Annotated in this window: 20 protein-coding genes and 1 other RNA gene; 5 read left to right on the top strand and 16 right to left on the bottom strand. The window is 42.5% G+C overall.

Annotated elements, in window-relative coordinates; all coding sequences use genetic code 11:
- Nucleotides 1–6: 6 nt before the first annotated feature.
- From ACR65F_RS11765 to cymR, 4 genes are read right to left on the bottom strand one after another with little or no spacing between them, the layout of a single operon-like run.
- Nucleotides 7–684: a tetratricopeptide repeat protein gene (locus tag ACR65F_RS11765; protein WP_039041735.1), complete on the bottom strand. Its 678-nt coding sequence runs from the start codon at nt 682–684 to the stop codon at nt 7–9.
- Nucleotides 685–697: 13 nt separating this feature from the next.
- The gene (gene mnmA / locus ACR65F_RS11760) at nt 698–1,819 is read right to left on the bottom strand and encodes a tRNA 2-thiouridine(34) synthase MnmA (protein WP_052245727.1); all 1,122 of its coding nucleotides are present in this window, start codon (nt 1,817–1,819) and stop codon (nt 698–700) included.
- A 23-nt stretch (nt 1,820–1,842) separates the two neighbouring features.
- Entirely contained in the window at nt 1,843–2,991 is a 1,149-nt protein-coding gene (locus tag ACR65F_RS11755; protein ID WP_039041736.1) for a cysteine desulfurase family protein, read from the bottom strand.
- 13 nt (nt 2,992–3,004) lie between these two features.
- On the bottom strand, nt 3,005–3,427 hold the full coding sequence (gene cymR / locus ACR65F_RS11750; RefSeq protein ID WP_039041737.1) for a cysteine metabolism transcriptional regulator CymR: 423 nt from the start codon (nt 3,425–3,427) through the stop codon (nt 3,005–3,007).
- Nucleotides 3,428–3,562: 135 nt separating this feature from the next.
- On the opposite strand from cymR, the gene ACR65F_RS11745 reads away from it, so the two are divergent.
- Nucleotides 3,563–4,849 carry a replication-associated recombination protein A gene (locus ACR65F_RS11745; protein WP_440504503.1) on the top strand — a complete coding sequence of 429 codons (1,287 nt, stop codon included), beginning with the start codon at nt 3,563–3,565 and terminating at the stop codon, nt 4,847–4,849.
- 28 nt (nt 4,850–4,877) lie between these two features.
- Nucleotides 4,878–5,414 (top strand): transcription repressor NadR, encoded by a 537-nt coding sequence (locus ACR65F_RS11740; protein ID WP_440504502.1) that lies wholly within the window; start codon nt 4,878–4,880, stop codon nt 5,412–5,414.
- Nucleotides 5,415–5,439: 25 nt separating this feature from the next.
- On the opposite strand, the gene ACR65F_RS11735 is transcribed toward ACR65F_RS11740, so the two are convergent.
- Nucleotides 5,440–6,072 carry an HD domain-containing protein gene (locus ACR65F_RS11735; RefSeq protein WP_440504501.1) on the bottom strand — a complete coding sequence of 211 codons (633 nt, stop codon included), beginning with the start codon at nt 6,070–6,072 and terminating at the stop codon, nt 5,440–5,442.
- Nucleotides 6,073–6,202: 130 nt separating this feature from the next.
- Here ACR65F_RS11735 and ACR65F_RS11730 point away from each other — a divergent pair, with 130 nt between their 5' ends.
- Nucleotides 6,203–6,409, top strand: coding sequence for a cold-shock protein (locus ACR65F_RS11730; protein ID WP_039041741.1), 207 nt, complete (start codon nt 6,203–6,205; stop codon nt 6,407–6,409).
- A gap of 48 nt (nt 6,410–6,457) precedes the next feature.
- Here ACR65F_RS11730 and ACR65F_RS11725 read toward each other — a convergent pair whose 3' ends face one another.
- Nucleotides 6,458–6,646: a zinc-finger domain-containing protein gene (locus ACR65F_RS11725; protein WP_039041742.1), complete on the bottom strand. Its 189-nt coding sequence runs from the start codon at nt 6,644–6,646 to the stop codon at nt 6,458–6,460.
- A 77-nt stretch (nt 6,647–6,723) separates the two neighbouring features.
- Between ACR65F_RS11725 and ACR65F_RS11720 the strand changes: the two genes are divergently transcribed.
- Entirely contained in the window at nt 6,724–7,113 is a 390-nt protein-coding gene (locus tag ACR65F_RS11720; RefSeq protein ID WP_039041743.1) for a ribonuclease HI family protein, read from the top strand.
- An 8-nt stretch (nt 7,114–7,121) separates the two neighbouring features.
- Here ACR65F_RS11720 and ACR65F_RS11715 read toward each other — a convergent pair whose 3' ends face one another.
- The 3 genes from ACR65F_RS11715 to ACR65F_RS11705 are packed head-to-tail and all read right to left on the bottom strand — an operon-like array spanning nt 7,122 to nt 12,154.
- On the bottom strand, nt 7,122–7,709 hold the full coding sequence (locus tag ACR65F_RS11715) for a metallophosphoesterase family protein (protein WP_039041744.1): 588 nt from the start codon (nt 7,707–7,709) through the stop codon (nt 7,122–7,124).
- Nucleotides 7,706–8,551, bottom strand: coding sequence for a sulfurtransferase (locus tag ACR65F_RS11710; RefSeq protein WP_440504500.1), 846 nt, complete (start codon nt 8,549–8,551; stop codon nt 7,706–7,708). Before ACR65F_RS11710 ends, ACR65F_RS11715 begins: the two co-directional genes overlap by 4 nt.
- Nucleotides 8,552–12,154, bottom strand: coding sequence for a dynamin family protein (locus ACR65F_RS11705; RefSeq protein WP_440504499.1), 3,603 nt, complete (start codon nt 12,152–12,154; stop codon nt 8,552–8,554).
- 162 nt (nt 12,155–12,316) lie between these two features.
- On the opposite strand from ACR65F_RS11705, the gene ACR65F_RS11700 reads away from it, so the two are divergent.
- A complete protein-coding gene (locus tag ACR65F_RS11700) occupies nt 12,317–12,772 on the top strand; it encodes a chemotaxis protein CheX (RefSeq protein ID WP_125103665.1) in 456 nt (151 codons plus the stop codon).
- Between the two features lie 97 nt (nt 12,773–12,869).
- Here the strand turns inward: ACR65F_RS11700 and ACR65F_RS11695 are convergent, their stop codons facing one another.
- From ACR65F_RS11695 to ACR65F_RS11665, 7 genes are all read right to left on the bottom strand, one after another.
- Nucleotides 12,870–14,777: an ATP-dependent DNA helicase gene (locus tag ACR65F_RS11695; RefSeq protein WP_440504498.1), complete on the bottom strand. Its 1,908-nt coding sequence runs from the start codon at nt 14,775–14,777 to the stop codon at nt 12,870–12,872.
- A gap of 63 nt (nt 14,778–14,840) precedes the next feature.
- Nucleotides 14,841–15,968 (bottom strand): THUMP domain-containing class I SAM-dependent RNA methyltransferase, encoded by a 1,128-nt coding sequence (locus ACR65F_RS11690; protein WP_440504497.1) that lies wholly within the window; start codon nt 15,966–15,968, stop codon nt 14,841–14,843.
- 135 nt (nt 15,969–16,103) lie between these two features.
- Nucleotides 16,104–16,487, bottom strand: an RNA gene (gene rnpB, locus ACR65F_RS11685) — RNase P RNA component class B.
- 63 nt (nt 16,488–16,550) lie between these two features.
- Entirely contained in the window at nt 16,551–16,847 is a 297-nt protein-coding gene (gpsB, locus tag ACR65F_RS11680) for a cell division regulator GpsB (protein ID WP_025784848.1), read from the bottom strand.
- An 86-nt stretch (nt 16,848–16,933) separates the two neighbouring features.
- On the bottom strand, nt 16,934–18,211 hold the full coding sequence (locus ACR65F_RS11675) for a ribonuclease H-like domain-containing protein (RefSeq protein WP_440504496.1): 1,278 nt from the start codon (nt 18,209–18,211) through the stop codon (nt 16,934–16,936).
- Complete coding sequence (locus tag ACR65F_RS11670) at nt 18,201–20,483, bottom strand: DEAD/DEAH box helicase (RefSeq protein ID WP_440504495.1); 2,283 nt, start codon at nt 20,481–20,483, stop codon at nt 18,201–18,203. Before ACR65F_RS11670 ends, ACR65F_RS11675 begins: the two co-directional genes overlap by 11 nt.
- Nucleotides 20,473–20,850: a YppE family protein gene (locus ACR65F_RS11665; protein WP_039041750.1), complete on the bottom strand. Its 378-nt coding sequence runs from the start codon at nt 20,848–20,850 to the stop codon at nt 20,473–20,475. The genes ACR65F_RS11670 and ACR65F_RS11665 overlap by 11 nt, the downstream gene beginning before the upstream one ends.
- Nucleotides 20,851–21,016: the final 166 nt, after the last annotated feature.

Below are 21,016 nucleotides of genomic sequence, written 5' to 3'. Positions count from 1 at the left end.
GTCACCTCACTCGTCAGCGGATTCGTTTTCTTCCCCCATTTGAATCATGTCGTAGATATATCTGGCCTGGACATGTTCTGGGTCAATCGTGTATGCACGTTCTAAATGATGTAGAGCCTGATCTTTGTCTTCTGTAGAAACTGCATATAAGAACCCTAGGTTAAAGTGAGCGTCAGAGTTCTCTGGTTCTTCTTCTATGATCGATTTGAATTGGTCTTCAGCTAGATCATAGACACCTTCGTTCGCTAGCAAAATCCCATAAGACAGGCGAATTTCAAGATCTTCAGGAGCTAGTTCAAGCGCCCTTTGTAAATAAGGTAGTGCCAAGCGACCTTTTTCTGCTCTTTCCAAACTTTTCCCTAACATGAAATAGGCGTCTGCTTCTTGAACACCGCATGAAATTGCTTTTTCGTAGAGCGTTGTTGCTTCGTCATAACGATCTTGGTTAAAGTAAAGGTTGGCTAACCCGTAATAGGCTGTTCCCATTTCGCCGTCTAGCGTGAGTGCTTTTTGGAAAAACGGTTCTGCTTTTTCAATATCCCCAATGGATGCGAATACGTTCCCGACATTTACATAACCGACCGGATCGTCAGGAGATTCTTCTGCTGCTTTAATGAATTCTTCCACTGCTTTTTCAAAGTTCCCTGCTTGTAATGCTTCTATCGCTTGTTCATTGTGTCCCATTTTTAGTTCTCCCTTATCCGACATAGTCGAGTGTTTTTCCATTTTTAATGACTGTATCGATGGTTCCCCCGCCAAGGCATTCATCGCCATCGTAAAAGACGACAGCTTGACCTGGTGTAATTGCACGTACCGGAGTGTCAAATACAACTTCAGCAGTTGTCGGTCCTGTCATTTTAACAGAGACACCCGTATCTGCTTGGCGGTATCTGAATTTAGCTGTGCATTTGAACTCTTCAGGTAAAGTCCGTGCAGTTGTGAAACTCACTTCAGTCGCTGTTAAACTTTCCGAATAGAGCGCATCGTGGTGGAAGCCTTGTCCAACCAATAATGTATTGGATTTAAGATCTTTCCCAATCACGAACCAAGGCTCTCCAGAACCGCCGATACCAAGACCGTGACGTTGTCCGATTGTATAATACATCAACCCGTCGTGACGACCTTGTTTCTCACCCGTCATCGTTTTCATATCACCTTGTTGAGCTGGTAAATAATTAGAGAGAAACTCTTTGAAGTTTCTTTCCCCAATGAAACAAATACCTGTAGAGTCTTTTTTCTTAGCCGTAGCAAGACCTGCTTCTTCCGCAATTTCACGAACACGACTCTTTTCCATGTCACCGATTGGAAACATAACTTTAGACAATTGTTCTTGGTTCAGTTGGTTCAAGAAATACGTCTGATCCTTATTCGTATCTACACCACGAAGCATAGCAACGCCATCTTCCGTTTCAGCAATCCGGGCGTAGTGTCCTGTTGCTAGGAAGTCTGCCCCAAGATTCATCGCATGCTCTAAAAATGCTTTGAACTTAATTTCTTTGTTACACATTACATCTGGATTCGGCGTTCTACCTGCTTTGTATTCATCCAAAAAGTACGTAAATACTTTATCCCAATATTGTTGTTCAAAATTGACTGCATAATAAGGAATACCAATTTGGTTACATACGCTAATGACATCTTCGTAATCCTCGGTTGCTGTGCAAACACCAAACTCATCCGTGTCATCCCAGTTTTTCATAAAGATCCCTATGACTTCATAGCCTTCTTGCTTCAACAGATAGGCAGCGACAGACGAGTCTACGCCACCTGACATCCCTACTACGACTCTTGTATCTTTTTTTGCTTTATCTATTCTCATTTATCATTCATTCCTTTTAGGTGTTATTTCACTGTACGTTTGACGATGAGTGCGATCCGTTCAGCCGCTTGTTGTATATCTTCTTCTGATAAACCATATCCAAAACTGAAACGGACAGAACTTCTAAGACGTGGTGATTTTTCTCCGAACATCGCAAGCAAAACGTGAGAAGGCTCTAATGAACCTGCTGTACAAGCAGAACCGCTGGACACGGATACGCCTTCTAAATCTAAATTGACGAGCAAAGATTCAATATCTGTTCCCGGAAGGTAAACATTGAAAATATGTGGAAGCACTGGCGTCCCTTCTTCAATAGTCGGTTCATATGCTACCGCCGACTGTTGGAACGATTCCCTCATAATCGTTTGATACGACGTATAGCGTACCGCATTTTCAAGTTGTTCATCAGCAGAAAGTTGGACAGCTTTTGCGAATGCAACGATTGCAGGAACATTTTCAGTTCCCGCCCTACGTTTACGTTCCTGTGAACCTCCATGCATAATTGGAAAGGAGTCTACCCCTTTACGCTGATAAAGGAAACCAACGCCTTTCGGACCGTTCACTTTGTGGGATGAAACCGACAATAAGTCAACATGTAACTCGTTCACATTGATAGGAAGAACTCCATAAGCTTGGACAGCATCTGTATGGAACAGTGTTTGATGATCTTTTAACAGTTCGCCTATTTCTCCGATTGGTTGAATTGTGCCCACTTCGTTATTGCCATACATGATTGTAACGAGGATTGTATCCTCACGCAGTGCTTCAGTAACTTGTTGAACAGTCACTTGCCCATTGCGGTCCACCGGCAAATACGTCACGTCAAACCCACTTTTTTCAAGCGCTTCACACGTTGTTAATACCGCATGGTGCTCAATCGTCGTGGTAATAATATGTTTTCCGAGATGTCTTCTACTCATTGCAGTTCCAGTGACGGCCAAGTTATCCGCTTCCGTCCCACCTGAAGTTAAAATGATTTCACTCGGTTCAGCATGAATTGAGCGAGCAAGTTGTTGCCGCGCATCGTCCACACTCTTTCTCGCAGCTCTCCCATGACTGTGTACACTGGAAGGGTTTCCAGGAACTGTTTGCATCGTTTCCATATATATATCTGCGACTTCAGGCCGTATAGGTGTTGTCGCTGCGTGATCTAAATAGATAGGTGTTTTCATGCTTTTAACTCCTTTAAATATAAAACATATAACCGTCTGATTTAGGTTGGTTTCTTTCAGATTGTATTAAGTCCTCGATTGTTGTTGTGTCTAGTACTTCCCGAACAGCCTCGCTGATTTTCATCCAAAGCGATTGTTGTGGAATATCAGATTCTTCAAGTCCTTCTACTAGTTGGATCGGACCTTCAAGAAGACGGATGACATCCCCTGCCGTCATTTCACAAGGTTCTTTTGACAGTTTGTACCCACCATAAGCCCCTCTGATACTCTTCACCAGACCACCATTTCGAAGCAATGGGATAAGTTGTTCCAAATACGCTTCTGACAGTGTCTGTTCTTCCGCTATTTTCCGTAACGGAACTGGACCTTCTCCGTATCGTTTGCCAAGTTCGACAATAATGGTTAGTCCGTATCTTCCTTTTGTTGATATTCTCATAAGACATCGTCCCTTTTTTTGAAATTGCTTCCGATAGTATATCATATTCGAACACTCGGCTTCCTTGAAATGACTTCAAGCTACTGCACATGTATACTTATCTCTAGAACACTTTTGAATGGAAGTAGGGATACCATGCACAACGAACCTCTAGCATTTAGAATGCGACCGCGCACGATTGACGAAATTGCTGGTCAACAGCACGTCATCGGCCAAGACACGGCGCTTTATCGGATGATTACAAATGGACACGTACCCTCAATGTTACTTTACGGAGAGCCGGGTATTGGAAAAACTTCTCTTGCCTACGCGATTGCAGGCTCTACGGATTTAACATTCATTCCATTAAACGCAACGACTTCAGGAAAAAAAGATATTGAACGTGTTGTAGACGAAGCTAGAATCACTGGGAAAGTCATTTTGTTTTTAGATGAAATCCATCGTTTTAACAAACTCCAGCAAGATACTCTCTTACCGCACGTTGAAAATGGATCGGTTGTATTGATAGGTGCAACAACAGAAAATCCATTTCATGATGTCAACCCAGCCATCCGCTCCAGATGTGGTGAAATTCTACAGTTGCAGAGGCTTGAAAAAGAAGATTTACTCGTCTTGCTAGATAGAGCGCTAAACGACGAAACCCGTGGACTTGGGAAGCAGCAAATTGAGATTTCAGATGGGCAAATCGAAAAAATTGCTGAAGGAGTCAATGGGGATGCTCGTAAAGCACTAACATTACTCGAATCACTTATTTCTGCATCAGACGAAGAAGATGGAAAAGTCATTATCGAGGATTGGCTGATTGATAACTTGATTGGACGAGTTGGGGTTTTTGGTGATAAAAACGGTTCTCATCATTATAATTTGCTATCTGCTTTGCAAAAATCCGTCAGAGGCAGCGATACGGATGCTGCACTTTATTATTTAGCACACTTACTCGAAGTTGGAGATTTGGTCTCTGTCAATCGCAGGCTGCTTGTAATGGCTTATGAAGATGTAGGGCTTGCTGCACCAGAAGTCGGTCCACATGTAGCTGCTGCAACGGATGCCGCCATCCGATTGGGGTTGCCTGAAGCACGAATTCCACTCGCGAATGCTGTCATCGAAATGTGTCTCGCTTCCAAATCCAACTCCGCTTACAAGGCATTAGATGCTGCCATTGCTGCGATTCACCAAGGGAAAACCGGTGATATCCCAATGCATTTGCGTGATACACATTATGCTGGCGCTGAAAAGTTAGGACATGGCGGATACATCTACCCACACGATCACCCGATTGGCTCTTTCGGTGGTTGGGTAAATCAGTCGTATTTGCCGGACTCCATCGCTAACCTCCAATTTTACACGCCTGTTTTAGCAGGTGAAGAGAAAAAATCGGCAGCTATTTATGAACGATTAAAAGAGTTCAGAAAGAAAAAGTGAACGATAAGTTAAGGGAGATGACGGATGCATGTCAACAAACCAGACAGCAAGCGAAGCACGTAGAGTCCAAATTCTCGAGCTATTGAAACAAGCCGATACACCTATGACAGGAAAAGAGATCGGCGAACGCACAGGAGTCAGTAGGCAAATAGTAGTTGGAGACATTAATTTGTTGAAAGCTGTGGATGAACCGATTGTTGCAACAAGTAGAGGATATTTATACATGAATGACCCCGAAAGTGCTGGCCAAATCGAACGAATTGTGGTGTGTCAGCATGCTGCACACCAAACCGAAGAGGAACTGACTATTTTCGTGGATCACGGTGTGACTGTTAAAGACGTTCGGGTGGAACATCCTGTATATGGTGACTTAACTGCCTCAATTATGGTTGCGAATCGCATGGAAGTGAAAGAATTCCTCGACAAGATTACAGCATCGAATGCTGCCTATCTATCTGCTCTATCTGACGACTTTACACACTTACATACCGTGATGGCAGATAGTGAAAAACAGCTCGATCAAGCTTTTGAAGCATTAAGAAAAGCAGGCATCCTCGTTGAGTGATGCCTGTTTTTTTATGCATTCGGCTTTATAAGGATAGACCTGTTTCAATTTCCAATTGTCGAACAAATTGTTTCATGAATTGATGACGATTTTCTGCAAGTTGTTTTCCTCGTTCTGTGACCATTAAATCTTTTAACAAAAATAATTTTTCATGAAAATGTGTAACGGAAGCCGTTTTTTTCGATCGGTAGTCATGTTCTGACATGCTTGTGCGTATACTCTCTGTCGGGTCATATATTTTACGGCCTTTCGCACCGCCATAAGCAAAAGTGCGTGCAATACCAATAGCTCCGATAGCATCCAATCGATCTGCGTCCCGAACGATGGCACCTTCAGGAGAATCTATTTCTTTTGAATTGCCACCGCTGAATGATACTGATTCAATTGTAGCTAATACGAGTTCAGTAAGATCTTGCGGCACAGCTAAGTCCTTCAATATTTCCGCAGCGGAAGTACCGGTGACTTCTGCATACTTTGGATCATCAACATCATGCAGATAGACCGCCAACTCGACCGCTGTCCGATTCACGCCGTCCATTTCTTCCATAATTTCATAGGCATTTTGCAAAACTCGTAAAATATGGTCAAAATCATGACTGGCATCAAATTTTTTGTATATTTCTTGCGTTACTATCGCACACTGTTCACTGTATGTCATTTTCAAGATCACACCTTTTTTATATTTTCCAAAAATCTGATAGTGCGTTTGACCTTCATAAAAGGTTGCGGTATAGTAAACTTAACCATGTTTTAAATGGGAAGACATCTAACGCCGAGGAGGAATAATTATGTACCACGGTAAAGTCAAATGGTTCAGTAATGAAAAAGGGTACGGTTTCATTGAAGCGGATGACGGACAAGATGTTTTCGTCCATTTCACAGGCATCACAGCAGAAGGATTCAAAACGCTGGATGAGGGACAAAATGTCTCTTTTGAAATTATAGAAGGTAATCGTGGTCCTCAAGCGGCAAATGTTTCTTCGACCGACCGATGATCGCTCGTCATTATATGTAAAGATCCCTCTGATCTAATCAGTGGGATCTTATTTCATTAATTTATTCATTTCAGACCCAAGAAAGCGAAGTTGGTCGCCCACAGTGCATTCCCGTATACAAAACTTGTGTGCTTCCGTCTTACCACGCTCTTGTGTCAAATGCTTTTTCACTAGACATCCTTCACAATACATATCAAGTAGTTCATCAATTTCAGAAATAACAGTAGTTTTTTTCATAAGTCACTCCCATCAGACCTTAAAGTAATTGTAAGTTTTCTTACGTAAGGATGCAACTAAACAGGAGGCGCATTCACATGATTGAATTATATACAGACGGCGCAAGTGCAGGAAACCCCGGAAAAAGCGGGATTGGTATTTATATTACAGGCGAAGGTCACTCCATTAAGCTCTCAGAACCGATTCCACCGTGTGATAACCATTCAGCGGAGTTTCTAGCGCTCATAAGAGGACTAGAGGAAGCTACTAAGTTAACGTCTGGAATTCTTTCTGTCAAAAGTGATTCTCAACTCGTGGTGCAAGCCGTAGAAAAAGAATTCGTGAAAAATGACCTGTATAAACCCCACTTAAAAAAAGTACTCGAGCTCACAAAGAACTTCGAGTACTTTTTCATCAAATGGATTGCAGATGATACGAATCGGGCAGCAGATGCGCTCGCTCGCCAAGCGATTCATAAGCAGCGATGAATCTCTTCCTATTCAACTTTCATAAATGTCACTTTTCGTTCACCGTCATTATATAACACCCATTCTTTGTTATCGACAACTGAACCTACGTTTACCGTCACGGATTTCTGAGGAAGCTCGATCGGCTCAAAGAATTGAAACTTCTGCTCCTCACCTTCTACAGTCCAAGATGATTTGTGTGTATGACCGTGTACCACAAGAGGTTCACCTTGCGTCACCTCTTGTGGAGGCAACTCATTGTACGGCCATTGGTGACCGTGAATAAGCAAAGCATCACCGATTCTCATTCGTTCCGGTAGTTGAGAAATCATTTGCAATAACGGATCAGTTGACCGGGAAATGAGGAGGATCCGCTCTTCCTGATTCCCTCTGATTGAAGGAAAGTCAAGAAGTTGTTCGAACCCAACTGGATTGAGCATGACCTCGCTGAGTAGCGGATAGGTCGTCCCATCCAGTTTTTTCTTACCAATTGTGCATTCGAACAAATCTCCAACACCGACTATCTTTGCATCCGGAGCTACCTTTTCAATTTGCTCAAGCACCATTTTCAATTCGTCTAAAGAGGAGTGGATATCACTAATAAATGCTACCTTCACAGCGAATCATCCTTTTTAAAAGCTCCTGTTTCAACCGCTAGGTCTCCACCAGAAATCCAATCACTATAACTTCCTGCATATAACCTGACATTAGAATACCCTTTTTCCGTCAGCATGGCGTAAAGAGGTGCTGCAGTCACACCACTCCCACAATAGACGGTAATCGCTTGTTCATGATTGGCCATCTTTTCTAATCCATTAACTGCCTCACCCGACGTTTCAAAGCGTCCATTCTTAGTTAACTGGGCCCAGTCAAAGTTTTGTGCTCCTGGAATGTGACCTGCTATTGCATCCAGTGGTTCATGCTCTCCACGGTAACGTGCGGCTGCCCTTGCATCTAGCAGTAAGTTCTCACCATTTGCTTGCACTAGGTTCTTCACATCTTCTTTTGACGCTAAAATGGATTCATTCCACTCTGGTTCTACTGTTGAGCGTTCAGGAGTCACAACACCGGCATCTGTTGGAAAGCCAGATTCTACAAGCTCCTTATAGCCTTCCAGAGAAATGTACACATTTTTAAATCCTCCATATTGCAACATCCACCATGCACGAGCAGCGAATGGCTCTCCTCCATTATCGTAAATGATGATTTCGTCCTCCAAATGGAGACCACTCTTGCGGTATAGCTCAGTTAATGTTTCGTGATCAGGTAGAGGATGCCGTCCGCCACTTTTTTGCATATCCGACAAATCTTTTTCAAGATCCCAATGGATTGCATGTTGAATGTGACTTTGACTATAGAGATTCACTCCCATTCCAGGATCTTGAAGAGAGAATCGTGCATCAATCCATTTACGCGGTTGGTCACTATTTTGTGCCACCATAGATTTGAATACATTCACTTAAACCAGCTCCTTCTGTTGAAGTTGTCCATAGATCGTCCGCCACTCAGACAGCTGCTCATGACTTTCCAAAAGACTCCGTTCACCTTCTAGTTGAGCCAACGTTTCTGTTAATAAATGATCAGTCAATGCGGCTGCAGAATCGTCAATCCAATTGTTGGTCCATTCTCCTAAACGGTGCTGTTCTTGCTCTAAATAGGTTGTAGCATCTTTCTTCAGTAGTTCTGTCAATTGCTCTTGAAGCGCGTTCCGATCACCTTTTTCAAAGAACGACTTCGCATTCTTAAAGTGTCGATTCACTGCACTATATCGTTCTATCTGTTCGAATGGAGCAACAAATTTTAGCATTTCTGCATCCTTTGAATCGAACGGAGAAGGAGACAGCGCACTATCCATTTCAGCTAGCCAACGCTGTTCAGTCCGTTGTCGTGCATCAACTTGTTTCTTCATAAACGTCAGCATTCGTAAATTTGTCACTTTAAGTTCTTGTGCAAAGTCAAAGCCTGTCATTCCTATGGTTTCTTCTAGTGCTAAACGAAGTGCTTCTGAAGCTTGGTGACGAACAAATAACGACGGTGTATAGCCTTCTTTGAAGAAATCGGGGAATCTAAGAAATACTCGTTGATGGATGTAGAAAATAAGTTCCCTCAACTCTTCTTCAACGGCTTTTTTAAGAACTGGTGCAAAACTTGAACTATAATGTTCCTTTACACGTTGTTCAAAAACAGTAAGTTCCTCTAATCGTTCTGCTTTCCGCTCACGATTTTTCTCAGTTCGATCAATGAGGTCAGCTAGACGTTCGACCGTTTTCGTAGTCTCTTCATCCAATGCTTGAACGGCTAATGCATTTAAATCATTTTCTAAAAACGAATAAAAACGAGTTTCAAAGGCATTCATTTTCGACTCGGTTTCACCTTGTTGCTTTGCTTCAAGTGCTTGCAAGCTAGAGATTCCATGAACGCGTGGGTTTCGAATTCCGAATTTCACAAGTTCCTCTGCTACAAATCCTTTTACTTCCTGTGCTTCCTCCTCATTTGCAGCCAAGTCGATCGCATTGACTACAAAGAACATCTTGTCCATTTCAAACGCATCTTTCACACGTCCAAGCTGGATTAAAAACTCACGGTCCGCGCGTGAAAATGCATGATTATAATAAGTGATAAACAAAATCGCATCGGCATTTTTAATATACTCAAACGCTACGTCTGTATGTCGGGCATTTATCGAATCGGCGCCTGGAGTATCTACTAAGGTAATCCCTTGGCGTGTCAGTTCGCAGTCATAATATAAGTCGATTGACTCGACAAAACAACTGCGTTCCTCTTCGGCTACAAAGCGGACGAATTCATCTCGCTCGGCAGTCAAGACAGTGCCAAGCATATCACGATATGTTGGGTAGCCTGCTTGGAATGCACGTATAAACGATTTATGGATATGAAGTGATTCTTCAACTAGTTCTAGTTGTAATGCTTCTTCTGCACGTTTAAAAGCTTCTTCAAGTGTTGAAATGGATAAACCAAGCATTGCGAATGCGTCCACTGTATCTTGAGTCAATTGCTCACGCGCTTTAAAGTGAATATCCGCCGTTCCATCAGCATGTACGTCAGAAGTCGGTCGGATCCGGTTAATGGCTGCAGTTGTCGGATTTGGAGAAACAGGTAATACCGCTTCGCCAAGCAACGCATTTGAGAAAGATGATTTCCCTGCACTGAACGCTCCAAACAATGCGACTGTAAACTCTTGCTGTTCCAACCTTTTCGATTTAGATTTCAAGTATACAGAGAGCTCTTTAAACCCTGGAATGTGAACTACTTCATCTGCCACTTGTTGCGCACGCTTGACGATGAGTTCATGATCCCCATTGAACATTTCCTCATTTTGTTCCTGAACGCTGAGATCTTGCTTAGTTTGCTCCTGGATTACTTCAGTTTCTTGCTGTTGTTGTACATCGAGGATTTCAGGCTCAGATTGAGCTCTCCATTCTTCTTTTAATCGATCCAATGAGGCTAGTTCCTCTTTCGACCATTCATGTTGCTGACCAGATTCAAATAATTGAAGGTTTGTAGTACGTGATTTGACGAGGCGGATTGCGGCTAACTTCAGCTCTAAATCGTTAAGTTCTTTTTGCAATCGTACGGAAGCACTCTCTCCTTCACGCTTCGCCACATCTGATACCCGGACTTTCCAATCATCTGTTTTCCTCTTGTAAACGTTCAGGACCGCTTCACGCATTTGACTTGCCGCATTTAAAATCAGCTCGCCAGTCAAAATATCCGGCGTTGTCAAAGTAGAAGCTATCTCGCTGAAACGGAATGCCAGATCCATCTCATCGATTTCCAATGATCGTTCATCGGTTAACAAGCCAGCTTGTTTCAGTACGTTTTTCATAAGTGATCGAAGATGTATCTCAATTTGAGTATGGGCTAACTTTTCTAATGACTCACTAAGCGTCTGAAGTCTCCGATCGCGTTCTTCCTGTGTCTTTTTGGCACTAAAGAAAAGACCGACTTTAAAATGACTCGTTTGCGACTCTAAATACTCTTTTAGCAACTCTCTCGTTTCATAAGGAGTCAGGGTAGCACTTTGTAAAAGTTCTTTTCGCTCTTTCTCGAAGTGCAGATGGAAAGCATCTCCTTGCATGAGTGATAGTCGCATGTGAAGCTCTTCAGCTTCTAGTTCAAGTTCATTAGTTTCAGACCATTCTTCATCCGCAATCTCAGGATGAGTATCAATTGTTTCTTTAATCTCTTCTTTTAAAAAGTCAATATGCTCTGCAGTTAACTGCGTGAGAGCATTTTGCGCATTCCGATCAAAGTGTTCATCACGGTGCTCAATCGAGCCATTTACGATCTCCTTCACTGCGTCAAAGTCATTACCTTCTAAATCACGCTGTTTGAGTGACGTAAAAAAAATCCCTTTCGGCTTAACACCCCAAAGAGAAAACGAGTGCCGGACAGATTCCTTGAATTCATCGAATGACAACTCATTAGAACGGTGTTTGTCAATTTGGTTGACGATTAAATAGACATTCGGATTATAGCGCATCAGTTCTTTGGTGAACCGGAAATTCAATTCAGACTGCACGTGGTTGTAGTCCATCGTATAGAACACCACATCTGCTAAATGGAGAGCAGATTCAGTCGACAACCTGTGGGCATCATCTGTTGAGTCGACACCAGGTGTATCCATCACAGAAATCCCTAAGGGAAGTTTTGATGCTGTATGTCCAATTTCCAATGAAGCAATGGATGCCCCTTCTTTGCTCATCTTTTTAACAGCTTGTGAGAATCCTTCCCCAATAACTTTAACGGAAGTCCCATCTTGTCGATGTACGATTGCAAAGTCCTCTTCATCCTTATGTATTTTAACGATATTTGCGCTTGTCGGAATAGGACTAGATGGCAACAGATCCTCTCCTGTCAGTGCATTGATCATCGATGATTTACCTGCTGAAAAATGACCCGCAAATGCAATGGTGTAGTCATCTTTCACTAATTTCTTCGCAAGCATTGTAGCTTTTTGAAACCTTTCCTGATCCCCATCTTCTTGACAAAGAAGACCAAGAACTGCGGTTTCGTCTAAAAAATCTTTATGCTGAGTCATAAACACTTCGATCCCTTCTGCTAGAACTTTGTCTATCATACCATTATTTATTGTTCACACTCTATTCATATATTCTACGTTTTTAATTATAGAAATACTCTATACAATTGACGACCCGGGTGGTATCATTGGACTATTATTACCTGCTAAAGGGGTGTCTAAATGACTGATGCAAAAACAATCCAACATATATTGAATAGTACAATCCAATCTCTAACTACAGTTATCCCTGTTAAATTCGACGTTCTCCCACCTTCTCTTACCACACAGCCATATGAACAAAAAGAACTAAGTGTACTTATTGCACTGCTTGGTGACGTACGCGGACGACTTATTATCGATACAAACGAATCGACAATTTCACAAATTGGCGAAGCAATGTTTGGCATGACGATTGAAGGCGAAATGATCGAGTCATTTACTGGTGAACTCGGGAATATGGTCGCTGGAAATCTGTGTACCTTGCTTGAAAAGGATGCACTGACTCTGGATATTTCTCCACCAACTGTTTTAACAGGTGAGACGAAATTCTATGGTTTCCAACAAGCATTTAAATTACCACTGAATTTTAACAACGCTCCACCTTCTAATGTGTTACTGACAATAGACGAAGCTTGAAAAAGGTAATTGGATGAAGGATGAAACATACTAACAAAACAAAAAGCAACAAGGCCGACGCCCTGTTGCTTTTTGTTTTGTTCAATTTACATATCTATCAAGATTTCACTTTTGGAGCAACGGGAAAAATTGAATCGAATGTGGGTACTAATTTAGATTCTTCAGGGTTCAACAAAATATGAACAGAACCTGAATCTGTCGCAGTCCGGATAAGTCGACCAACACCTTGACGTAAACGGAGCAACATATATGGTAAGTCCACTTCTTCAAATGGAGAAGCTGCATGACTACGCTTCGCATTGAACAACGGATCTGCAGGTGGCAACGGTAAATCATAAATGACCACTCTCGTTAATGCATCATGAGGAATATCCAACCCTTCCCACAAATGATAGGAGCAGAATGCAGACCATTTTTTAGCTTGGAACTCTTTAACGATAGACGAGAGTTCACGATCTCCTTCAAACGCCGCGAAAGGAAGTTGTCCTTCTGGCAGCGTTGCTCGGAAATCTTCCATAGACTGTTTCGACTTAAACAACACTAGCGTCTGTTCACCATCATTCAATAATTCGACAAGTCTGTTCATTTTACCATCTTCAGATAGCGATTCAATGGTAAGATCCATGACTTCGTCGTAATCATATGGAGATTCAATTGAAAATGAAACTGAATGTTCAATACCTAGATTATTTGCGATAAACGAGAAATCATTTTGTACGGACAATGTAGCTGATGAGAAAATAATTGGTAGTTTTTCTGAAAATAATCGCTCCTGTAAAACATCCGTTACAAGGCGCGGCATAATAACTAGTGTCAATTCCCCTTCTCGATCTTCTGCCCAATCGACAGCTTCTGCATTATCCGAAAACAACTCTAATGAGAATATATATTGTTCGAGGTATTCTTCTACCATTCTCAAGTCATATTCAGGTATCACATAGAGCTCACTATCAAAGACAAATTCTTCGAGTAATGCATTCGAAAGACGAACTGCTTCACGCGCTGTATTCACGAGTTCGGCAGTCTTTGAAATCGTTAGTCGTTCTTCTCCATCTTCCTGAGCACATTCAGAGAGGTAGTCGAAGAACAGTTCATGACATTCCATCAGTTGTTCCATCAGTTGAAGCGTTTGCTCACGTACACCGTCTGTCATGACCCGCTCCAGAAGTCCAAGAAGCGTGCTATCTTGTACTTCATAAGTTAGAGCGCGCTGTGCTGCATATTCAAGTAGATGGCCTTCATCAAAAACAGCCATTGAAACCTCTGGTAGTAGTGGGAGTTGCCCCTGTCGTTTTCTAGACTCTTTCGTCCAAAGGTGTTCCATAAAGAAATCGTGGGAGCAAATGATTAAATCAGATGCTTTTCGATATTCACTGCGGTGAATCGTTTGTCCACAACGGTTTCGTAAGTCACATCCACCACATTGTTGAATTGGATGGTAATTAATCGTCTCCCACTCACCATCACTTAGATCTGGATAGGAAGAACGCTCTCCATATGGATGCACTTCTGATAAAGAGGCTGGCCCATAAACGAATTCCGGGAGGCTGTCTTCCACATCCCCGGCATAGTCTTCACCGCTACGATTCATTTCTTCCAAACGCTTCAGGCAAAGATATTGGTCACGTGATTTTGCAAGACGCACATCGATTGTGAGCTCTAGCGCTTCACCAAGTTTACGAATATCGCCTTCCTCTTTTACAAGTTGGTCGATTAGTGTTTCGTCTGCGCAAGAGATTAATGCCGGTTTGCCTGTGTAGCGAGCATAAGCGATGGCAGGAAGTAGATAAGCGATAGTTTTACCTGTTCCGACGCCAGCTTCAGCAAATAATACTTCTTTTTCTCGTAGAGCTTGCTCAATTTGGAAAGACATATAGATTTGTTCATCTCTGCAGTCGAATCCTTTTTCGGTGAGCTCATCATATAAGGTATCTCCGATCCACTCGTTGAGTGATTCGTAGAATGTTTTGTCGCGTGTGAGTGCAAATGGTAACTTTCCTGTCATAGTGAACCCCTTTCTATTCCATAAGAAAAGAGAGGAGAATCCTCTCTTTTAGATCTATTTAGATTAGCTTCGTTTGCCCCAGAACTGATAAAGATCTGTGCGGATGAAACCATTGAAGAGTTTACGTTTCTTAGTAGCTCTTTTGCCATACATCGTCTCAAAGTTTTCAAGAGAAGAAAGCATATAGACAGACCAGGATGGGTAAGGTTTCATGACGTTCCCCAGTGTAGCGGTTATGTCTTCAGCTTCTTCTAGTTCACCAAGACGTTCTCCATATGGTGGATTTCCGACTAAAACGCCGTTTTCACCGTCAAGTGAAAGGTCTGCAACGTTGCAAACATTCCAATTGATAATATCTAAAAATCCTGCTTCTGCAGCATTTTTCTCTGCGACTTTTATCATTGCTGGATCCCAGTCAGAACCTGAAATCATCAGTTTACGATCATAATCTGCGACATCTTCTACCTCTTCACGAACACGATCCCACACGGATTCTGCCATCCATGGCCATTGTTCGCTTAAAAACTCCCGATTATAGCCTGGTGCTAAATTTTGTCCGAGCATTGCAGCTTCAATTGGAATCGTACCTGAACCACAGAACGGGTCAACAAATGGTCGATCCGGGTTCCATTTTGTCAATTTAACAAGTGCTGCAGCTAACGTTTCTTTTAACGGAGCATCACCTTGTCCAACGCGATATCCGCGTTTGTGCAGACCCGCACCGCTTGAATCGATTGTTAGTGTCACCTTATCTTTTAAAATCGATACTTCCAATTTGAATAATGGACCCGTTTCGTCTAAAAAGCCGACACGGCCATGGACGGTTTTAAGTTTTTCTGCAATTGCTTTTTTAACAATTGCTTGGCAATCAGGCACACTGTAAAGAATCGACTTAACGGATTTACCAGCAACCGGGAATGTTGCATCCACTGGAAGATATTCCTCCCACGGCAATTCTTTAGTTTTTTCAAATAGTTCGTCGAAAGTAGTTGCTTTAAATTCCCCTACGATAATTCGGACACGGTCAGCGATGCGCAGCCACATATTCGCTTTTGCAATTGCATGGGCATCGCCAGAAAAGTAAACTTTCCCATTCTCTGTCATCGTTTCATACCCTAGTGCTTTCACTTCTTCTGCAACGAGTCCTTCAAGCCCCATCGCTGCAGTTGCTACTAATTTGTATTCTTTCATGAATCGTACACTTCCTCTCCACTGTTGAATCACTTTATGTACGTGCTATATATGAACAAACCTGTTTTCTAACGCAGAAATGCTCTCCGTAAATACAGGAGAGCATGATTGTATACATTAAGTACCATCAGGAAATTCGTAAGCCATGTTTTGTTCCCTTGTACTCGAACGGTTTACACCTCGTACTCAGGGTGGTAATCATCTATCTACAGACGATTGTCTGTCCCTTCCTCCGTTCATTTCCTTCGGAAGAGCGCCCCTACCATAATTTGGGTTTCTCACTCGCGGGGTTTACCTCGTTCCACCTGTACCGTTTCCGATACAGCTCCGTCACTGTGGCACTTTTCAGGAAACGTCTTCCATATCCTAAAAGGACTTAGGAATTATTTCCGCCGTCAGCTGAATAAACAGCGCCCCGGCTTATTTTTTGGCCGGGCACGAACACTACGGACATCTCAGTACCGTGTGAGCATGGACTTTCCTCTCCAGTGTCTAGCACTGCAGCAATTACCTGAATTTCCGTCATGGCTTGATTAGTATACAGTAGAACCCCACTTTCCGCAAGGGTAAGTGGGGTTCGTCTTATTCGTTTCCTGAAAGTTTACTTCCAAACACAGCTTTTTCCAAATTAGAAATACGTTTCAGCAGGTCGAAGTTTGTTGTACCAGGAGCGCTCGATGCTGGTCGTTTCTGGACAGTAGATAACTCATTTTGAAGTTCTCCGTTTTCGCGTTCAAGCTCAGCGATCCGTTTTTTAAAACTTTCGTAATCATGAATCACACTATCTAAAAACAAATCGACTTCTTCTTGGTTATAACCGCGCATACCTGTTTTAAACTCTTTTTCAAGAATCGTTTTTGAATCCAATTTAATATCCATTCAACAACGTCCTTCCGTCAGTGGTAACTGCTCTAAGTATAGCATATCCTGTCCAATTCTGTCTGCTCAAGTCAAGATTAGAAGTGTTATTTTGTCGAGTCCTGCGCTTGCCCGGGAAATAATTTTCTCTTAAGTCTCATTTCCCGTTTTGTGAACTCCGCAATCATGCGCATAGAAAACGAAGCAGACAATGAGGAATCACGTGCAAGCAGCCCCTTGGAAACTCCACAAAGTTGTAGCGCCTTTGTGCAGTCTTTGTTTTTGTGCTCAAGTATTTTCGCCATTTCCTCAAGTGCAATAATCCGTTCCCGTCCAGTCGACTTTGTCATACAGACACCAAACGCATCTAGTGACTCTTTGTATTTCCCTTCCCTTTTTAAAAGAAACCCGAAATGGAAGTGAGTTGTCGGGTGTTGAGTCCCATATTCCTCGATTACCTGCTCTAAGACAGCAGTTGCTCGACTATGTGACTTCAAATCGGCATACCATTTTCCGATATTCGTTAGGCTAATCGCAGTTCCTGATAACTCCTCTTGCAAAAGAAGCTCAGTTGAACGAATATACAACGTGACAAGTGACAAAATATCGTACTCATTGTGCAGCAAAATCTTCATCAGCATTTCAGCACGACCATTTTTCACAGCATCTTGATAGATAATCGGTGCCAAATAGCCCGGCATATCGTCTTCCCGTACAAATCCAAGTTGTTCCTCTTCAACTGCAGGCAATTTGAACGATTCCATTTCGTGTTTCCAAATGCGCCTGGAACCGTGGAGCAGGTCGATCTGATCGTGCTTTGGCAAAGGAGGTAGTAAGTTCCGATTCATTGTCCACCTGGTATCCAATTGAGGCACATCGAAACTCTTTCCGTTATACATGACAAGCGTAACCGGCTTTTCCCATAATTCAGTTGCATAAAGAAACGCTGCTTCATGAGCAGGACCCGGCAGTACATACTGGGTCATTCTAAAGCCCTTGCCTCGTTGCTCGATTAAACCGATTAGAAAAATAAGTGTCCCGGTCCCTTTCAAACCCGTGGTTTCTGTATCAAAAAAAAGGAGTCGTTTGTCTGGGTCAGGTGCTAACGGATGTCGTTCCCCTGAGCTCTTCCATTTTTGCAACGTGGCCGTCAATTCGGTCAATTGATATTTCCCGTGTGTATAGAATTCGTCATAGTCGACAATTTTCTTATAAACGGTCCCGTAGTGATTGGTCTCTTTTTCGAGACCTGCTGCTAGCCACTGTGATTCGTAACTAGGAGATGACGCTTGAACGATCTTTGAGGTTTCTTTCTGAGTTGAAGAGTCAGCTTTTGATTTTTTCAACATACCTTTCATCTTCATAAGATTTTGCTCATACGACACGCGCGTCACCACCTGCCAAACTCTTCAAAAGCTCCGCAGCGCCTAGCTTCAAATTTGTATCAGCTTCGGGCGGACCTGTACAAATTGGACAGCCTCCTTCACATTCACATGAACTTACGTGCGAGGCGGCCTGGCGAAGCAATGAATTCCATTGGTCAAACATCTTTTCACTCAATCCAATTCCTCCAGGATAACTATCGTAGATGAAAAACGTCGGTTTTCCTGTATGGACTGCTTTTACTTGCGGTACCACATGAATATCAGTTCTGTCACATTGAACAAACAAAGGAATAAAGGATTGCATCGCATGTGCTGCACCAGTCATGGCGTCAGTCAAGGTAGCTTCTGTCCATCCTTCAGGTACATCAAATGCTAGCCACGTGGACGCTGTATGTAGCTCTTCAGCTGGCAAATGAATAGGACCAGAGCCGATATTGTCATGAGAATCGAATCGAATCTTCTTAAAAATTGTTGGGATTGCCAGGACAGCTAGATCGCCGAATGCCACTGTCTGGGATGCGTCATCCTGCTTTTTGTCTTCACTGATTACTTTCAGCTCAACAGCTAAATTCGCGTCTGTGAAGTAATCGACATCCACTTCTGTCACATACGCCTTCTTTTCCTCCCAATCTAACATTTCAACCTGGAACTGTGTACCTTGGTGCAAATAGATCGCTTCTTCATGTAACAACGTCATTGCACTGAATCGATCCATTTCTCCAATGACCGTCGTTTCTTTAGGTCGGGTTTTATCAATAATCACTACATTTTCTTGAGAAGCTGAACGTAAACTTACTTCGCTCGCAGGAAAACGTTCTGTCATCCAGTGCCAATGATCCCCTGCCAATACGAGAACTCCTTCAGACGCTAAAAATTCCAATAGCTGCTGGACATCGAACTCTGCATACTGATCGTTCACCGAAAATGGCAGTTCAAATGAAGCACACCGTAGATGATCCATGAGTATGACAATATTGTCAGGGTGAATATGCGCTTCCTCTGGTGATCCACCTAGTAAGTAATCAGGATGCTCGATGATGTATTGGTCCAACGCCATAGACTGTGCGACATAAATGATGAGTGCGTCATCCTGCCTTCTTCCTGCTCGACCTGCTTGTTGCAATGCACTTGCGATATTTCCCGGGTAACCCGTCATAACACATGCTTGGAGTTGACCAATATCAATACCAAGTTCCAACGCATTTGTACTGACTACTGTCTTAATCGTCCCATTACGCAGTCCTTTTTCAATTTTACGACGCTCTGAAGGAAGATAACCTCCCCGGTACCCCATGATCGTCTCATCCATCAATTTCTTTTTGGTGAGTTCTTTCATATAGGTTACGAGCATTTCTACACGCACTCTGCTTTTTGCAAAAATGATGGTTTGAACCCCTTCTCGATAAAGGCGGGAAGCAATATCCCGAACTTCCAAGACAGCACTCCTACGAATTCCAAACGTTTCATGGACAACCGGTGGATTGTAAAACAAAAAATGCTTCTTGCCAGCAGGCGCTCCGTTATCCGCAATGAGCTCCATTGAGGAATTCGTCAGGTTTTCCGCAAGTTGTTGAGGGTTTGCAATTGTTGCTGAAGTGCAGATGAACACAGGGTTACTTCCATAATAAGCACAAATTCGTTTTAAGCGTCTTAACACATGGGCAACATGTGTACCAAACACTCCCTTATACGTATGCAATTCATCGATCACGATATACTTCAAGTTCTCAAAAAGTGAAACCCACTTCGTATGATGCGGCAAAATTCCAGAATGTAGCATATCCGGGTTGGTCAACACGATATGCCCCGATTTACGAACCTTCGTTCTTAATCCGGGTGCAGTATCTCCATCATACGTATAACTTAGTATCGTCTCTCCACTCGCTTCAATGAGTTCATGTAAATCGGCTAATTGATCCTGCGCGAGTGCTTTTGTCGGAAAGAGATACAATGCTCGCGAGGCTTCATTCTCCAATATGCTTTGAAGAACAGGTAAATGATAACAAAGTGATTTACCAGACGCCGTTGGAGTTACCGCTGTATATGATTTTTTTTGTTGTGCGAAGTCGAATGCTTTCCGCTGATGACTATATAATTGATGAATGCCTTTATGTGAAAGCGCCGTTTTTAATGATGGATGCAATTTCTCAGGAAAAGTAGCATAGATTGCGTCTTTTCCTTCCGTCACTTTATAATGCTTTACATTCTTTGCGAATTCCGGATCTAGTTTCAACTCATCAATAAATGACTGGAGATTTACGTTATTTGCCATCTCCGCCCTCCTCTTTCTCTTTTTCCAACGCGATACGAACGGTATTCAATGTATAACTGGCGGATTGAATGGATTGAACAAATCGCTTTTTCCCTGTCTTTTGATAAAAGGATTGAACGGTAAATTGTTTCATCAGATCATTTAACGTTGAAATTTGAATAGGTCGTACGTATTTTGGCCGTCTTGTACGAATCCATTGTTGTACGAGTTCGTCCCATTCATCTATCATCAGATGCCAGTGATCGGCATATGGTTTAACTTCTTTATAAAAGTCGGGTTCGCGATTTTCAAGTCGCATGTCGCTATGCCGAACTAAGCACTCATCGCATACTTCAAGTAATTGTTCTGTTAACTGCTGTAACCTCATACTACTTGTCACCTTTCTACTACTTCTATTTTAAGTTTATCAAATTAGTGCTTTTAGTTCCAACATTGACGAACGTGCATTCCTCTCTAAAAGGGAGAGCATTTTGTAGTTTGCAACCTAATCAACGTTTTAACGTCTCAATATTGTGGTATGATACACTGATGAT

The organism is Sporosarcina sp. SAFN-010, assembly GCF_059415065.1.
This window is presented reverse-complemented; position numbering and strand designations above follow the sequence as displayed.

What these genes read in the sequence shown, in the direction of transcription:
- cymR (WP_039041737.1), bottom strand. Translation starts at nt 3,427, where the DNA reads ATGAGAATATCAACAAAAGGAAGATACGGACTAACCATTATTGTCGAA.
- gpsB (WP_025784848.1), bottom strand. Translation starts at nt 16,847, where the DNA reads ATGGATATTAAATTGGATTCAAAAACGATTCTTGAAAAAGAGTTTAAA.
- ACR65F_RS11725 (WP_039041742.1), bottom strand. Translation starts at nt 6,646, where the DNA reads ATGAAAAAAACTACTGTTATTTCTGAAATTGATGAACTACTTGATATG.
- ACR65F_RS11720 (WP_039041743.1), top strand. Translation starts at nt 6,724, where the DNA reads ATGATTGAATTATATACAGACGGCGCAAGTGCAGGAAACCCCGGAAAA.
- ACR65F_RS11670 (WP_440504495.1), bottom strand. Translation starts at nt 20,483, where the DNA reads ATGGCAAATAACGTAAATCTCCAGTCATTTATTGATGAGTTGAAACTA.
- mnmA (WP_052245727.1), bottom strand. Translation starts at nt 1,819, where the DNA reads ATGAGAATAGATAAAGCAAAAAAAGATACAAGAGTCGTAGTAGGGATG.
- ACR65F_RS11745 (WP_440504503.1), top strand. Translation starts at nt 3,563, where the DNA reads ATGCACAACGAACCTCTAGCATTTAGAATGCGACCGCGCACGATTGAC.
- ACR65F_RS11665 (WP_039041750.1), bottom strand. Translation starts at nt 20,850, where the DNA reads ATGAGGTTACAGCAGTTAACAGAACAATTACTTGAAGTATGCGATGAG.
- ACR65F_RS11700 (WP_125103665.1), top strand. Translation starts at nt 12,317, where the DNA reads ATGACTGATGCAAAAACAATCCAACATATATTGAATAGTACAATCCAA.
- ACR65F_RS11730 (WP_039041741.1), top strand. Translation starts at nt 6,203, where the DNA reads ATGTACCACGGTAAAGTCAAATGGTTCAGTAATGAAAAAGGGTACGGT.
- ACR65F_RS11735 (WP_440504501.1), bottom strand. Translation starts at nt 6,072, where the DNA reads ATGACATACAGTGAACAGTGTGCGATAGTAACGCAAGAAATATACAAA.
- ACR65F_RS11690 (WP_440504497.1), bottom strand. Translation starts at nt 15,968, where the DNA reads ATGAAAGAATACAAATTAGTAGCAACTGCAGCGATGGGGCTTGAAGGA.
- ACR65F_RS11740 (WP_440504502.1), top strand. Translation starts at nt 4,878, where the DNA reads ATGTCAACAAACCAGACAGCAAGCGAAGCACGTAGAGTCCAAATTCTC.
- ACR65F_RS11705 (WP_440504499.1), bottom strand. Translation starts at nt 12,154, where the DNA reads ATGACTCAGCATAAAGATTTTTTAGACGAAACCGCAGTTCTTGGTCTT.
- ACR65F_RS11695 (WP_440504498.1), bottom strand. Translation starts at nt 14,777, where the DNA reads ATGACAGGAAAGTTACCATTTGCACTCACACGCGACAAAACATTCTAC.
- ACR65F_RS11765 (WP_039041735.1), bottom strand. Translation starts at nt 684, where the DNA reads ATGGGACACAATGAACAAGCGATAGAAGCATTACAAGCAGGGAACTTT.
- ACR65F_RS11755 (WP_039041736.1), bottom strand. Translation starts at nt 2,991, where the DNA reads ATGAAAACACCTATCTATTTAGATCACGCAGCGACAACACCTATACGG.